General features: G+C 65.0%; 13 protein-coding genes and 1 tRNA gene. All 14 read right to left on the bottom strand.

All coding sequences use genetic code 11. The annotated features are described in order from the left end of the window. Positions 1-1,471: dihydrolipoyl dehydrogenase (locus DOM57_RS08800; RefSeq protein WP_110648836.1), on the bottom strand; the 1,471-nt coding region annotated here is incomplete at its 3' end. Positions 1,472-1,526: 55 nt separating this feature from the next. Next, positions 1,527-2,738, bottom strand: coding sequence for a zinc-dependent alcohol dehydrogenase (locus DOM57_RS08795; RefSeq protein ID WP_110648835.1), 1,212 nt, complete (start codon positions 2,736-2,738; stop codon positions 1,527-1,529). Between the two features lie 377 nt (positions 2,739-3,115). After that, positions 3,116-3,364 (bottom strand): GlsB/YeaQ/YmgE family stress response membrane protein, encoded by a 249-nt coding sequence (locus DOM57_RS08790; protein ID WP_110648834.1) that lies wholly within the window; start codon positions 3,362-3,364, stop codon positions 3,116-3,118. Between the two features lie 146 nt (positions 3,365-3,510). Further along, positions 3,511-4,833: an ergothioneine biosynthesis protein EgtB gene (gene egtB, locus DOM57_RS08785; protein WP_204352903.1), complete on the bottom strand. Its 1,323-nt coding sequence runs from the start codon at positions 4,831-4,833 to the stop codon at positions 3,511-3,513. Positions 4,834-4,895: 62 nt separating this feature from the next. After that, positions 4,896-6,305, bottom strand: a complete 1,410-nt coding sequence (locus DOM57_RS08780; protein WP_110648832.1) for an NADH-quinone oxidoreductase subunit N — start codon at positions 6,303-6,305, stop codon at positions 4,896-4,898. Then, on the bottom strand, positions 6,305-7,801 hold the full coding sequence (locus DOM57_RS08775) for a complex I subunit 4 family protein (protein WP_204352902.1): 1,497 nt from the start codon (positions 7,799-7,801) through the stop codon (positions 6,305-6,307). Before DOM57_RS08775 ends, DOM57_RS08780 begins: the two co-directional genes overlap by 1 nt. After that, positions 7,798-9,699: an NADH-quinone oxidoreductase subunit 5 family protein gene (locus DOM57_RS08770; RefSeq protein ID WP_110648831.1), complete on the bottom strand. Its 1,902-nt coding sequence runs from the start codon at positions 9,697-9,699 to the stop codon at positions 7,798-7,800. Before DOM57_RS08770 ends, DOM57_RS08775 begins: the two co-directional genes overlap by 4 nt. Then, complete coding sequence (gene nuoK, locus DOM57_RS08765; protein ID WP_110648830.1) at positions 9,699-10,004, bottom strand: NADH-quinone oxidoreductase subunit NuoK; 306 nt, start codon at positions 10,002-10,004, stop codon at positions 9,699-9,701. The genes DOM57_RS08770 and nuoK overlap by 1 nt, the downstream gene beginning before the upstream one ends. 26 nt (positions 10,005-10,030) lie before the next feature. Then, complete coding sequence (locus tag DOM57_RS08760) at positions 10,031-10,651, bottom strand: NADH-quinone oxidoreductase subunit J (RefSeq protein ID WP_110648829.1); 621 nt, start codon at positions 10,649-10,651, stop codon at positions 10,031-10,033. Positions 10,652-10,676: 25 nt separating this feature from the next. Continuing rightward, positions 10,677-11,606 (bottom strand): complex I subunit 1 family protein, encoded by a 930-nt coding sequence (locus DOM57_RS08755; protein WP_110648828.1) that lies wholly within the window; start codon positions 11,604-11,606, stop codon positions 10,677-10,679. Further along, on the bottom strand, positions 11,603-12,814 hold the full coding sequence (locus DOM57_RS08750) for an NADH-quinone oxidoreductase subunit D-related protein (RefSeq protein WP_204352901.1): 1,212 nt from the start codon (positions 12,812-12,814) through the stop codon (positions 11,603-11,605). The genes DOM57_RS08755 and DOM57_RS08750 overlap by 4 nt, the downstream gene beginning before the upstream one ends. 47 nt (positions 12,815-12,861) lie before the next feature. Continuing rightward, a complete protein-coding gene (locus DOM57_RS08745) occupies positions 12,862-13,209 on the bottom strand; it encodes an NADH-quinone oxidoreductase subunit A (protein ID WP_110648826.1) in 348 nt (115 codons plus the stop codon). A gap of 164 nt (positions 13,210-13,373) precedes the next feature. Further along, complete coding sequence (locus tag DOM57_RS08740; RefSeq protein WP_110648825.1) at positions 13,374-13,700, bottom strand: four-helix bundle copper-binding protein; 327 nt, start codon at positions 13,698-13,700, stop codon at positions 13,374-13,376. A gap of 643 nt (positions 13,701-14,343) precedes the next feature. Continuing rightward, positions 14,344-14,489 (bottom strand) — tRNA-Thr (locus DOM57_RS21770). Between the last annotated feature and the right edge of the window lie 27 nt (positions 14,490-14,516).

Below are 14,516 nucleotides of genomic sequence, written 5' to 3'. Positions count from 1 at the left end.
ACTTGACCACTACACCCGGCCCGCATTCCATGCATTGCTCCACCATCGCCGGGTCGAGCAGCAATCGGGCACTCAAGTCGCGCAGTGCGGTTCGCAGCCCTTCTTCGAGCGTCGGATGATAGAAGGGCAACCCGGCCATTTCCGGTACGACCATCCGCTGCTGATGTGCCCAGGCCAGTAGATGGGCCAGATGCTCGCCCTCGGGCGCGCAGAGTTCGGCGCCGAGGAATCGGCCACTGCCGTATTCGCCGTACAGGCGCAGATAACCTCGATTGGCGTTCATGATGCGAGCCCGGCCCTGGCGTTCGAACGAGAACTCGCTGACTGCCAGCCGCTCGCCGAACTGCTCGGCGAGTTCCGCATGTCCCGGGCCGACACGCGCCATTTGCGGTTCGCAGAACACGATGGCCAACGGCGAGCGGCGATGGCCCGCGTAGACCCCGTTTCCGCGGCCGGCATTGCGACCGGCGATGGCGCCCTCGTCGGTTGCCTCGTGCAGAATGGGGGCGTCGTTGGCGACATCCCCAGCCATGTGGATATGACCGAACTGGCCGTCGACGTTGCAGCAGCGCATGGTGTAGCGATCGACCTCCGGCATGCCCCGCTCATCCAGTTTCAACCCGGCCCGCTGCAGCTCGAGTCGGTCGATATTGGGCCTGCGCCCAGTGGCGATCAGCGCATGATCGAAGTGCTCGGTGGTCGGTTCTTTCGAAGCACGATCGGTGAAACGCACCGCCACCTGGCCGCCGTCGCGCTCGACGATTTCGGCATCGCCGCAGGTATCGAGATAAAACTCCTCGTTGAACAGACACTCGGCCTGCGCGATGAGCTGCTCATCGGTGAGGACACCCAGACTGCCGTGCCGACCAAACAATCGCACCCGCACACCGAGCCGAGCCAGCGCCTGGGCCAGCTCCAGCCCTGTCGTTCCCGGTCCGAACACTGCCACCGACTCGGGCAGGGTCCGCCATTCGAACAGCGTGTCGCTGGTGACCAGCCGATCCCCGGCGACTTCGAACGCTTGCGGAACCACCGGCTGGGAACCGGTGGCGATGACGATGCGCCGGGCATGGAGACGCAGTCGATCGTCGACGGTCAGGGTATGCGGATCTTCGAAGCGGGCCTCGCCCTGATAGCGGCACGCTTCCGGAATACGCTCCATCGACTCGAGTACATGATTGACGAAACGATCCCGCTCGCGGCGTACGCGCGCCATGACCGCTTCGCCATCCACGTGCACCGCCCCCTCGATATGGATGCCGAACGGCTCGACGCGGCGCACCTGGTGAGCCGCGTTGGCGGCCGCGATCAGCAGCTTGCTGGGCATGCAGCCGACCCGGGCGCAGGTGGTACCCGCTGGACCGCCTTCGACCAGCGCCACGCTTGCGGTTTGCTGCCTGGCGGCCTGCCAAGCAGCCAGTCCGGCACTCCCGGCGCCGATGATGACCACATCCTCGCTACGTTCTTGCATGACTTCTTCCCAAGTTCCTGCCGGACCGAATGCCAGCGACGGGGCCTTACCGGGCTCAGCCCGCTTGCGGTTCGAGCTCGACCTTGATCCAGCCCTCCTCGCGGCGGTCGAATGCCTTATACGCCTCGATGACTTCGCTGATGGGCGATGCGTGGCTGAGAATGTCAGCGGGATCGATCCGTCCGCTGCGAGTCATCTCGACGAGCTTGGGAATGTATTTGCTGTGGTTGCAGTTCCCCATCTTGAGCGTCAGGTTCCTGTTCATCGCCATGCCGATGGGAAATGAACGGAAATCGAGCGGATAGACGCCGATGATCGACAGCGTACCGGCCTTGGCCAAGCCCTCTATCGCCCACTGCAATGCCTGGCTCGGCGCATCGCCCGGGTGCCAGTTGTCGCCTTCGGGGTTCGTTTCCGGTGCGTTGCCTTGGGCTTCCTGTTCTTCGGTTGCGATGTCGCTCTTGTCGGCCGCGCTACTGTCGTGGGCATGCTCGGCATCGATACCGACGGCGTCGATGGCGCGATCCGGACCAATGCCACCGGTCAATCGCTGCAGTGTCTCCACGGGCGGCTCGCGATCGAAATTGATGCACTCGGCGCCCAGTTCCCGGGCCTTCTCGAGGCGATCCGGCTTGGAGTCGATGGCGAATACCCGTCCGGCCCCAAGCAACTTGGCGCTGACGATAGCGCACAGTCCGACCGGGCCGCAGCCAAACACCGCGACGGTATCGCCGTCAGTGATCTCGGCGAGGTCGGCGCCGAAGTAGCCGGTCGGGAGAATGTCCGACATGACGATCGCCTGTTCGTCACTGACCTCGTCGGGCAGCTTGGTCAACACCGTGGTGGCGAAGGGTATGCGCGCCTTTTCCGCCTGGAGGCCATTGAAAGGGCCGGTCGGCGCTGGCCCGCCGAAGAAAGAGGTTCCCGCCTGTTTGCCGTTGGGATTGGCGACATCGCATTGGGCGTAATAGCCCGCGCGGCAATACGAGCAGTTGCCACAGCCGATAGTCGAGGAGACCACGACGCGGTCGCCAACGGAGAGGTTTCGCACGTCGTCGCCCAATTGCTCCACGACGCCGACCCCTTCGTGGCCGAGAATGGTGCCTTCCTGCATCGGCGTGAAAGTGCCGCGGATGAAATGCAAGTCAGTACCGCATAGCGCTGACGTGGTCAGCCGAATGACGGCATCGGTCGGCTCCTGGAGTTGCGGCTCGGGCACGTCATCGACGCGTATGTCACCGATGGCATGAAAAACGACGGCTTTCATCGATGCTCTCCTGGTCATCTGTGGATTAGGGTCGCATGCAGACAGCCGCAAGCGAGAACGAATTCATGCTCGCCGCGTTGTCTCTCTGACTCCCTCGTATGCGGGTCGCACAAAGGGCAGTGGGATTATCGTGGTGATGGAATCGACTTGAGCGTAGTCCAGCCTGGGGACCGGGCAGTGCTTCATTGGCGATGACATTTAATGTGGATAAACGGCTCGCCCATCGGCCTTTCAGCGGCGATGTCGGGCATCGAACTCGTTCGAATCTTGTTTGGATGACACCGTTGCGATGTCGCCGCAGCTTTACCGCGATTCTTCCCGAATCGGGATGTCCCGGCCCGGATGGAAAGTATTATCCGAGCCGGAAAACCGGAGAGTTATTTACGTACCACGCGGTAAATGATCAGCAGCACGATGGCGCCGATCACCGCGATCACGAAGCTGCCGATATTAAATCCCGAGACGTCACCGAATCCGAGTGCGGTGCCGATCCAGCCCCCCACGATGGCGCCGAGGATGCCAATGATGATGGTGACGATGAAGCCGCCCGGGTCCTTGCCAGGCATGATCAGTTTGGCGATGGCGCCGGCAATCAGACCGAAAATGATCCATGCGATAATTCCCATGTCGTCTCTCTCCCTGATTAACCATGGTCAGGCATTGCAATCGTGACATGCCTACTTGAAAGCTAGATGGTGACAGGTCATTCGGCAAGCACTGCCACTGCCATGTCTCGTCATCGATAGTGCGTCAGCGGCGGCGTTGGCCAGGGTCATGATCGGCTCTCCTTGGCGAGACGGAAACCGGAAAACGCCCAGCGGGCATGAGGCGGGAAGAAGTTGCGATAGGTGGCGCGAATGTGATCGGCCGGCGTCGCGCAACAGCCGCCTCGCAGCACCATCTGGCCGGACATGAACTTGCCGTTGTATTCCCCCAGGCTGCCCGGCAACTTGCGAAATCCCGGATAGGGGCGATAGGCGCTGCCCGTCCACTCCCAGACATCGCCGAACATCTGTCCCGGCACGCCCGTGGCCCCGGCGGCGGCAACCGGCTGCAAATGGTCCTGCTCGACGAAGTTGCCCTGCCCGAAGTTCCCCTGGATGGTGGCATCCTGGGCCGCCGTCTCCCACTCGGCCTCGGTGGGCAGGCGCGCGCCGGCCCACCGCGCGTAGGTGTCGGCTTCAAAGAAGCTGACATGACACACCGGCGCGTTGTCGTCGACCGGCACCAGACCGCCCAGGGTGTAGTGATGCCAGACACCGTCGCGCTCGACCCAGTAGAGCGGCGCCTGCCAACCTTCGGCCTTGACCGTGGCCCAACCGTCCGCCAGCCAGTGCTCGGGCTGGTCGTATCCGCCCGCCTGCATGAACTCGAGAAACTCACCGTTGGTCACCGGGCGGTCGGCGATCCGGAAAGCCTCGATGAACTGGCGGTGCCGGCCCATCTCGTTGTCATAGGCAAAGCCCGGCTCGGTATCGTCATGACCGATGTAGCGGACGCCGGCCGGATAGGCATGCCAGCCGAGCGCAGCGACTTCATGTGCGGGCGCCGGCGCCAGGTCGTCCCGGTAGGTCGGGCACAACGGGTTCTGGGCCAGAATGTGCTTGATATCCATCAACAGCAGCTCCTGGTGCTGCTGTTCATGCGGCAGCCCCAACGCCAGGCGGCGCAGGATCTCCCGAACGTGCGCTTGCGGTGGATCGTTGAGCAGCGCCTCCATGGCCCGGTCGACGTGCGCGCGATAGCGATAGACCTCGTCCACGGTCGGCCGCGAGATCATGCCGCGTTCAGGCCGAGGAAACGGGGTGCCGTGGGTCACGTAATAGGAATTGAAAAGGTGATCGTACGCGGGGTCGAGGGGCTGATAGGCGGGATGGAATGGTTTCAGGATGAAGGCTTCGAAGAACCAGCTGACATGGGCGATGTGCCATTTCGGCGGGCTGACATCCGGCATGCTCTGCACCATATAGTCTTCCTTGTGCAGAGGCGCGCAAATGGCCTCGGTGGCGGCACGGATCCGCTGGTACGCGCGCAGCCATTCCTTGGCATGCAGGTTGTCCGGCGTTTCGGTTGCCATCTCTCGAGCAGGTGACATGAACGACTCCTTCTCAGTATCACTCCGTTGCAGTGGGCCCGGCAGGCCGAGCCCGCCGGCACCTACAGGGCAAAGCCAACCGAGGCCGTGAGCCCTATCAGCGTCTCGGCGCCGAGCCCGACGACGATCAGCAGTACCCCGCCAATCATCAGCGTAGCGCGTGCCCAGGGCCCCGGCAGCACGTGCACCTCGCCAGCACCGGTGGCGAGGCACATCGCCGCGGCGACACGCAGGTAGTAGAACAGCGAGATCACGGTATTGATCGCGGCGATGACCGCCAGCCAGGCGTAGCCGCCGGCAAGGGCGACCTCGAACAGCAGCAGTTTGCCGAAGAAGCCCACCAGCGGCGGAATGCCCACCAGCGACAGCATCGCCACGACCAGTACCGTCGCGGCCAGCGGCTGCTGCCTGGCCAGGCCCCGGTAATCGTCCAGCGCGGTACGCCCACGCAGCTGGGTGATTACGGCGAAGGCCGCCAGGTTGGCGATGGCGTAGCTGGCCAGGAACACCAGCAGCGCCGGCAACGCCCGCTCGCTCGCCTCCAGCACCACGATCGCCATCAGCGCATAGCCGGACTGCGACACCGACGACCAGCCCAGCAGGCGGCGTACGTCGTTCTGGCGCAGCGCGGCCAGGTTGCCCAGCGTCATGGTGATCACGGCGATGAAAGCGACGATGGCGCGCCAGGCGATTTCCGGCGGCAACAGCGACACGAAGCGGGCCAGCGCCACGGCGGCGCCGATCTTGGGAATCACGGTGAGCAAGGCCGCCGCCGGCGCCGGGGAGCCCTGGGCGACATCGGGCATCCAGGCATGCGCCGGAAAGGCCGCCAGCTTGAAGGTCAGCCCCAGCACCACGCAGGCCGTGGCGATGATCAGCGCCAGGCTGTCGCGGCCTTCGGCCAGTCCCGCCGCGATCGCCGGATAGCCGGTATCGCCCACCAGCCCGAACAGCACCACCACGCCGATGGTCAGCAGGGTGTTGGTCAGCGCACCGATCAGAAAATACTTCATGCCCGCTTCCAGCGCCGGCGCCCAGCTGCGGTGATAGGCCGCCAGCGGATAGCTGGCCACCGAGGAGAGCAGCACGCCGATGACCAGCTCCATGGCGTCGCTGGCCGAGGCCATCATGATCACGCCGAGCAGAGCGAACAGCACCAGTGCGTAGAACTCGCCATGCCGGCGGTCGGTGCGCAGCCATTCGGGCGACATCGCGACGACCAGCGCACCGGCGACCAGCACGAGCAGCTTGGCGGCCACGGCCACACCATCCAGCGCCCAGCTCCCGGCAAAACTCAGCCGTGGGGGGCCGCCCAGCTGCGGCAGGCTCAGCGCGACGGCGATGCCGATCGCCAGCAGGGCCAGCACGGCGGCCCAGTGGTGCCGATGCTGACGCACGAAGGCCGCGAACAGCACGATGATTACCGCCCCCAGCAGCAGGCTGATTTCCGGCAGCACGTCGCCGACAGGCATCAGCGGCCTCCCACCAGCGCCGAGGCGGCGGCCTCGATCGGCGCGAGCAGGAATTGCGGCGCGACACCGATCACCACAATGGCCAGCGCAAGCACGGTGAGCACGCCCCACTCGCTGCGCCCGAGATCGGGAAACTCGCCGAGGTGCGCCGGCAGCCGGCCAAAGAACAGCCGCCGCAGCATGTCCAGGAACAGCGCCGCCGTGATCAGGATACCGACCACCCCGAGCACCGCCAGCCACGGATAGATGGCAAACGTCCCGGCAAAGATCTGGAACTCGGCGACGAACCCGGCCAGCGCCGGCATGCCCAGGCTGGCGAACATCGCCAGCACGCTGAAGCCGGTGAGCAGCGGCGCCTGACGGGCCAGGCCGCCATAATGGCCGAAATCGTAATCACCGGTGCGCTGCCAGAATGAGCCGCAGATCAGAAACAGCGCCCCGGTGATCAGGCCGTGGGCGACCATCTCCACCGTCGCCCCGGTCAGCGCCAACTGGCGGGCGGCGACGTTGTCGGCGAAGGCGGCGGCCACGGCGATGCCCAGCACCGTGTAGCCCATGTGATTGATCGAGGTGTAGGCGATGCGCCGCTTGAGGTTGCCCTGCCCCAGCGCCACCAGCGCACCGTAGACGATCGCCACCAGTGCGACGATGGCGACCACCGGCGCGTAGCGAGCGAAGGTCTCCGGCATCATCGCCAGCGGCAGGCGGATCATGCCGTAGCTGCCCATCTTGAGCAGCACCCCGGCGAGGATCGCCGAGACCGGCCCCGGGGCGTCGACATGGGCCTGGGGCAGCCAGGTATGCAGCGGCACCAGCGGCGTCTTGATGGCGAAACCCAGCATCAGCGCCAGGAACACCAGCCCGGCGTAGAGCCCGCTGCCGGCCAGCGGCTGCCGTTCGATCAGCACGCGCATGTCGAAGCTGGGCGTGTCGAGCGACAGGTAGAGGCCGATGATCGCCAGCAGCAGCAGCAGCGAGCCGGCGAAGGTGTACAGGAAGAACTTGAGCGCGGCGATCTGCGGCTGGCCATGGCCCCAGCGGCCGATGAGGAAGAACATGCCCACCAGGCTCAGGTCGAAGAACACGTAGAAAAGCAGCAGGTCCAGCGCCAGGAACACGCCCAGCGACACCGACTGCAGAAACAGCAGCCAGGCATAGTACTGAACAAGATCCTGGCGCGGTTCGCCACGGGAATCCGGCGGGTAGACGATGGTGGCGACGAACAGCAATGCGCTCATTGTCGCCACGGTCAACGCGATGCCATCCACCCCGACCCGCCAGGCCACGCCCAGCGACGGCACCCAGCGCAGCTCGTCGACATGCTGGAACCTCGGCCCCGCCGGATCGAAGCCGATCCAGGCAATCACCAGCAGCAGCAACGACAGCGACGCCACGCCCGCCGCCAGCCAGCGCGCCTGTCGCGCATCCCAGCGCGACGAACCGGCCAGCACCGCAGCGCCCAGCATGGGCAGGCCCAGAGCAAGGGTCAGGATCACGGCTGCACTCCTATCATCAGAATGGCAAGAACGATGACGAGGCCGGCGGCAATGGCGGCGTAGTAGTGATGGGCCTGGCCGCTCTGGGCACGGCGCGCCCAGTGACCGCCCCGCTCGGCCAGATAGGAAAATCCACCCGGTACGCCTTCGGAGAGCGCCTCGCCACGGGTCGCATTGAGCCGTGCCAGCCGTTGGCCGATGCGTGCCGTGCCGCGCAGCCCGGCATCGACGACGTCATTGTCGAAGCGCGCCAGGACACCGCTTAGTCTCGTGACATTGGCCGCCACACTCAGCGTCAGGGCGGGCAGGCCGAACCAGTCCGCCACCGGGCGACGCCAGCCGACGGGCTCGGCCGGGCGGCCCTGACGCGTCATGACGATGCCCGCGACGATGCCCAGCAGCACCAGCGCCAGCGAAACGAGCAGCATCCACAGATGACCCGGCGGGCGCTGCATGGCCAGCCAGTCGCTCACGGCCCGATTTGCGGCAGGCCACCACAGCACCGACAGCCCCAGGGTTCCGGCCGCCAGCAAGCGCAGCGCGCCGAGCTCGGCCTGCGATGGGCGAACTGCGCCGGACGAGCGACTCTTTCCGCGCCGCTCGCCGCGGCCATAGGCAAGGCGCTGGAAGCGGGTGGCGTACAGCGCACTCAGGCCACCGGCCAGTGCCGCCAGCAGCGCCAGCCACGTCCCATGAACCCCGGCGGCGGAAACGATCTGCTCCTTGGTCCAGGCCGCCCCCAGCGGAATCATTCCCGCCAGCGCCAGGCTCAGGATCAACGTGGTGGCGGCCACCCCCGGCAGGCACCGGCCCAGGCGCATGCCGTCCAATCGATAGCTGCCGCTCTGGTGCTCGGCCAGCCCGGCCGACAGGAACAGCCCCGCCTTCATGAAGGCGTGGGCGATGAAGTGCAACAGTGCCACGCCGGGAAAGCCCGCCCCCACCGCCACCCACATCAGCCCGTACTGGGCCGAGGTCGAGGCGGCGAGCAGCTTCTTGGCATGACCCTGGAAGGTACCGACCACCCCGGCCGCCAGGGCGGTCACCAGGCCGATACCGATGACCGTCGGCATGAACCAGGTCACCGTCGACAGCGTCGGCTCCAGCCGGACCAGCAGGTAGAGGCCCACCGCGACCATGGTGGCGGCATGCAGCAGCGCCGAGACCGGTACCGGCCCCGACATCGCCGCGAACAGCCACGCCGAGAACGGCAGCTGCGCCGACTTGGCGGCGGCCGCCAGCACGATACCGGCCACCGCGACCTGCAGCAGTGGTCCGTCGAGCGCCGCCAGGTCGGCATAGCCGAAGCCGCCCGTGCCGGCAAACACCGCCGCGGCGGCGATATACAGCCCCAGATCGCCACTGCGAGTGACCAGAAACGCCTGGGCGGCATCGCGCCCCACAGCGGCCTCGCCCCATTTGTGCGAGATCAGCGCCCAGGAGCAGGCCCCGACCAGTTCCCAGGCGATCAGCAGCGTCAGGAGATCATTGGCCAGCACCAGCAGTTGCATGGCACCGACGAAGGCCACCAGCAAGGCAAGCAAGCGACTGCCGGCGGCATCGGCCGTACGTCGGTCATCGCGCAGCGCCACGTCGTGCCAGGTGGCGAAGAGAGCGATGGGCAGCGCGACCAGCGGCACCATCACCATGAACACGTCGCTGGCGGTGGAACGGCCCAGCGTCAGAACCAACGTGTCGCTCCAGCGGTAGACGCTGAACGCCCCATCGCTCCAGCCACCGAGCCGCCCCAGTCCGGCCAGTGCCAGCCCGGCCAGTACTAAATCGATCAGCAGGATCAGCGCCGCTCCGGCTGCCAGCGCGGTGCGTCCGGCCCGCCGGCGACGCCAGTAGAGCAGCGGCGCCAGCAGCAGCGGCAACAGCGGAATCGACCACAGCATCAGTGCTTCAGCCCGCTCAGCGATTCGGTCGTGTCGGCCTGCTTGCCACGGAACACCGCCACCACCAGGGCGAAGCCCATGGTCATCTCGATGGCCATTACCGCCATGACGATGATCGTCAGCAGCTGTCCCGCCGGCGCCCCGGCGCCGCTATAGGCCCAGAACGCCACTGCGGCGAGCATCACGCCATTGAGCATCAGCTCCAGCCCCATCATCAGCATCACGAAGGACTGCTGCGACAGCGCCCCGTACAGGCCGATACCGATCAGTGCGGCAGCCAGCAGCAACAATGTCGCCAGTGTCATGGGCAGGCCTCCTTGCCTCTTCCGGTTCAGTGGTGATGATGTTCGTGACCGCCACCCGCTTCCTCGTCCTCTTCCGACTTGCCCGCCGGATCGCCGCCCGGCGCCAACCCCGGCGGCATGGAGCCCTCCGCCGCGGCGCCATAGCGCCCGCGATGGCTCGATAGCACCACCACGCCGATCATGGTGGCCAGCAGCACGATGCCCGCCGACTCGAAGATCAGCATCGAATCACCGAGCATTTCCAAGCCCAGCGACCTCACCGGGTCGAGACCTGTCGGCAGCGGCCGCTCAGGGAAAGCGGCGAACAGCGCCATCGCCCCCAGCACCACGAAGCCGGCAATTCCCGCGCCGATGGCGATACGCTCCTGGTGCACCATGTTCATCGGGTTCAGGCCGGCGGGATTCATCATGAACATGACCATGAACAGCGCCATGACCGTCATTTCCACGGCCATCATGAAGAACATGGCGACGCCCAAGTATTCCGCCGCCAGCAGGATCATGATCGCGCCCACGGCGATGAACGACACCAGCAGGAAGAACGACGCGCGCACCATCGAGTCGGTCCGGAACACCCGCCAGCCGCTGATCACCGCCAGAGCGGCCAGCAATACGAAGGCGATATCCACGCCGATGCCGTGATTCATGCTCTCCGTCACAACAACGCTCCGTTCATTCCCATAACGCCACAGCGCCGGCCCACACCAGAGCGAGAAACGACAGCGGCAACAGCACCACCCACATCAACGTGACGCAGCGCTCCGGCGCCAGGCGTGGCAGCCATCGGCCCAGCAGCAGCAATACGCTCAGCACCGCCAGCATCTTGACGATCACCCACAGCGGACCGGGCAGCCAGGGCCCCAGCCAGCCGCCCAGGAAGGCGGTCGTCGCCACGCCGCTGAAGGCCACCAGCATCGCCGCCCGGGCGATGTCCCACACCAGCCGTGGCGGCCCCGAGACCTCCGAAGCCGTGCCGCCGGCCAGATCCGTGGAATCGGCCAGGTCGAGCGGCCCCCAGAAGGTCATGCCCAGCCCGACGATGAGAAACAGCGGTAGCCCCAGCGGCTGGCGAAGCACGTTCCAAAGCCCCTCCTGAGAGGCCACCACCTGGGTGAACTGCAGCGATTCGGCGGGCAGCGCCACGCCGATCAGCACGAACATGCTGATCAGGATGTAGGAGAGCCCCAGTGCCACATAACGGTAACCGCCGATCAGCGTCAGCAACGCATTGGCCGACCAGCCGTGCAGGAAGATGACGACGGTCGCCAGCGCTTCTACGCTGCCCCATAGCACCACGCTGGTGACCAGATCGGTGGCGACCAGCGACGCCGACCACGGCATCACCGCCAGCCCGATCGCCGCCAGCGCCAGATAGAGCGCCGGCGCCAGCCGCCAGGCTCGCCAGTCCGGGGCCTCGGTGGCGTTGGCGTGCTGGGTCAGCAGCCAGGCGCCGCGCGTCAGCGGCGCCAGCCATACATTGCCGCCCCGGGGCGCGCCGAACGCGCCGGCCATCAGCCGGTCGAGCACGGCGACGATGTAGGCGCCGACACTCAGCGTGACCAGAACCATGAGCAGCGGCAGAATCAGTTGATCGACGATCATGCCGGCGCCTCGCCAAGGGACCGTTCGGCCGCCGCCACATCCAGGCTGGCGACGGTGGCCAGGGCATCGCCCCACTCCAGCCCCGGCATCAGCTCATCGAGCAGCGAGCTGCCATCCTGCGGCAGTTGCTCGAGCCAGGGACCGCGCGGCGTCTCGATGCTGTCCATCCGCTCCGTGCATGCCTTGTCGCGCTCGGCCCGGCGCGCCAACTGCAGCGACTGCTCGATCTCCGCCAATAACTGCTGCCAGCGGGCACGGGTGTCGCCAGCCGACTGGGTTACCGGCGCGAAGCCCAGCCGGCGATAGCCGTCGTCCTGGCTGCGCAGGTCGTCATCCAGCCCCGCGGCACGGGCGGCCGGACCGCCGAGCTGCCGGGCCTGCTCGGCCTCCAGCGCGCCCCCTGCCAGCGACGAGAGACGAAAGAAGCCGCTGCGCACCAGACGCCGGCGCAACCCGTCCAGCCGGCTTCCGGGCGAAAGCTCCCGCGCCAGGCGCAGCGCGCTCAGGCTGGCGCCCTCCAGTCCGGCCAGGCGCAGGGCGGAAAACAGACGCCGCAGGTGATGGTGGGCCCGGGCGAGCTCGAGCTCGGCGATGGGCACCGGGCGCTCCCGGGCGGCGAAGAACACCGGATCGAGCGCTCGCGGGTAGGGCGCGAGCTGGGTGCTCCACATCTGTACCAGATCGCCCTGCAGGGTGATCTCCGCCGCCATGCCGGGCGGCAGGCCGGGATAGAACGGCCCTAGCCGGAAGCTCAGCGAATCCAGCGTCAGCCCGTCGCGAACGTCGTCCATCATGTTCATGGCCATGGGCCGCCCGTAGGGCACGCCGCCCATCATGCCCTCGCCGCCCTGGCCGAAGTCGCCCAGCCCCTCCCAGGGGTTGGGCGGTTCGTCCGGCAAGATGCGTGACGCACTGTCACGCCGGCCCAGCAACAGCTCGCGATGCGCCGCGATCAGCGCCTCGGGCAGCGCGTCCAGCGCATCGATGCGCGTCACGTCTTCCAGATGGGGCCAGGGCTCGCTGCGGAACCACAGCACCGCGAAGGGATGGGGCAGCTGATCGTGCACGCGGCGCAGGGGTTCGAAGCGGTCGGCCGGAATCTCCCCCGCCACCAGCAGCACACTGGCATGACGCGGCGAATCGACCAGTTCGATGCCCGGCGTCAGCGCCAACCGGTGCAGCGCGGCCTCACCCTGACGGCCTAGCACGGGAAATACCGTGGCAGCCGAACGCGAAGCGAATTTACGCAACCAGTTCACTGCCACTTGAACACCCCCTCGCGCCAGGCATAGACGATGCCCACCGACAGGATTGCCAGGAACATGCCCATCTCCATCATCGCCATCATGCCCTTCTCGACGAAGACCACCGCCCACGGGTACATGAACATCATCTCCATCTCGAAGGCGATGAGCAGCAGGGTCATGGGGTAGTAGCGGACGTGATAGCGGCTCCAGGCATGGCTGTCGGGCGTACCGCCGCCCAGGAACGGTGCGCGCTGGGGCCAGGTCGGCATCGGCTGATGGCGCATGGGCAACCACTGGATCAATAGCCCAGCACCTAGGCCGATCAGAAGAATGAGGAGAAGTGCGACCAGTTCCATGCGATCCCTCGCGTCGCTGCACGTGATACAAAGGCCAACCCTGGCCTTACCAGTGTAGAAAACCTGCCTGGGCCTACATAACGAATACGAAAAGGCTAGCGCTCCGTACCTGTTGCTTCCTGAACGCTAGCCCACTTTTCCGATTCAAGCTGAACAGTTTGGCCTTACGCCATGGCGGCACACGCTTCGGCACAGCGGTGGCATGCCTTGGCACACTCCTGGCAATGCTCAGCATCATGCTTGGCGCACTCATCGCCACACTTCTTGCAGATATCCGCGCAGATTCTGCAAATGTCGCTGGCATATTCGCTACCCTGCGCCATGAAGGATGCCGCCAGCCGGCAGATCTGCGCGCACTGCATATCCAGGCGAATACACTCCGCCATCATCTTCACGTCGTCTTCCTTCAGGCAGGCAACAGCGCAGGCATCACAGTAGGTTGCGCATACATTGCAAGCCTCGATGCAGGATTTATATTTTCCGAAGTCCATCTCGTCTCCTTTGGCGGTCATACTTACCGCCAGCTCATCAATAAGTCATTGAGGACATGCTTAATAACGCATTTAAGGTGTAGTCACTCCAAGGACTTAGGGCAAGCGGTTGTTACATATGTCTACTCCCTTTCTCCATCTCATTGATTTGATAACACTTAGGTTCGTCTGCATGAATAACCACCCTTCTCGGTCAGCGACTTCCAGCCTGTACTTGGCAACAATATTTTCGGCTCCTCATCATTACCACCCAAACATAAAATTGTCCTTTTTCAATTCCTTTAGCCGCATACATGTAGGACTTTTATTATTAAATCAGACGAATTCATCCATGTTTATTACTTAAATATCAACGCGCTTTGCGCCCCGATTTAACGGAGGTAGATGGACCGAGTTACGGTATTCGGCCTCGATGAGGGACCGACTCTTGGTAACGAGCGAAGGCCATTACCACTTCGATTACAGCGCTGCGGCTTAAGTCAGTAGAGACGCTGAAGAAAGGTAGCGAGACGATCGAGGCGCTGCCAAATCCGACACGCGGCTGCAGACTCAATTCGTTGGCATGATGGGCATATACGAAAAAACCGCCCTTTCGGCGGCTTCTTGGTTCAACGCAAGCGTTGATTTTCGGCTCGACATTTTATGGTGCCGGCACCAGGAGTCGAACCCGGGACCTACTGATTACAAGTCAGTTGCGGGTTTTCGGCCGTGCAGCAAAACTGTTTGGTTCAGCTAACATAAAATTTTTAGCGCCACTCATGCAGAAACCTCTCCCTGCACTACATTGGCGCTATGAATCATGGCCAACCCCCACAT

The sequence above is a fragment of the Salinicola peritrichatus genome, from assembly GCF_003206715.1.
GTDB lineage: Bacteria > Pseudomonadota > Gammaproteobacteria > Pseudomonadales > Halomonadaceae > Salinicola > Salinicola peritrichatus.
Note: the sequence above shows the minus strand (reverse complement) of the source record. Positions and strands in the feature narration are given on the sequence as shown.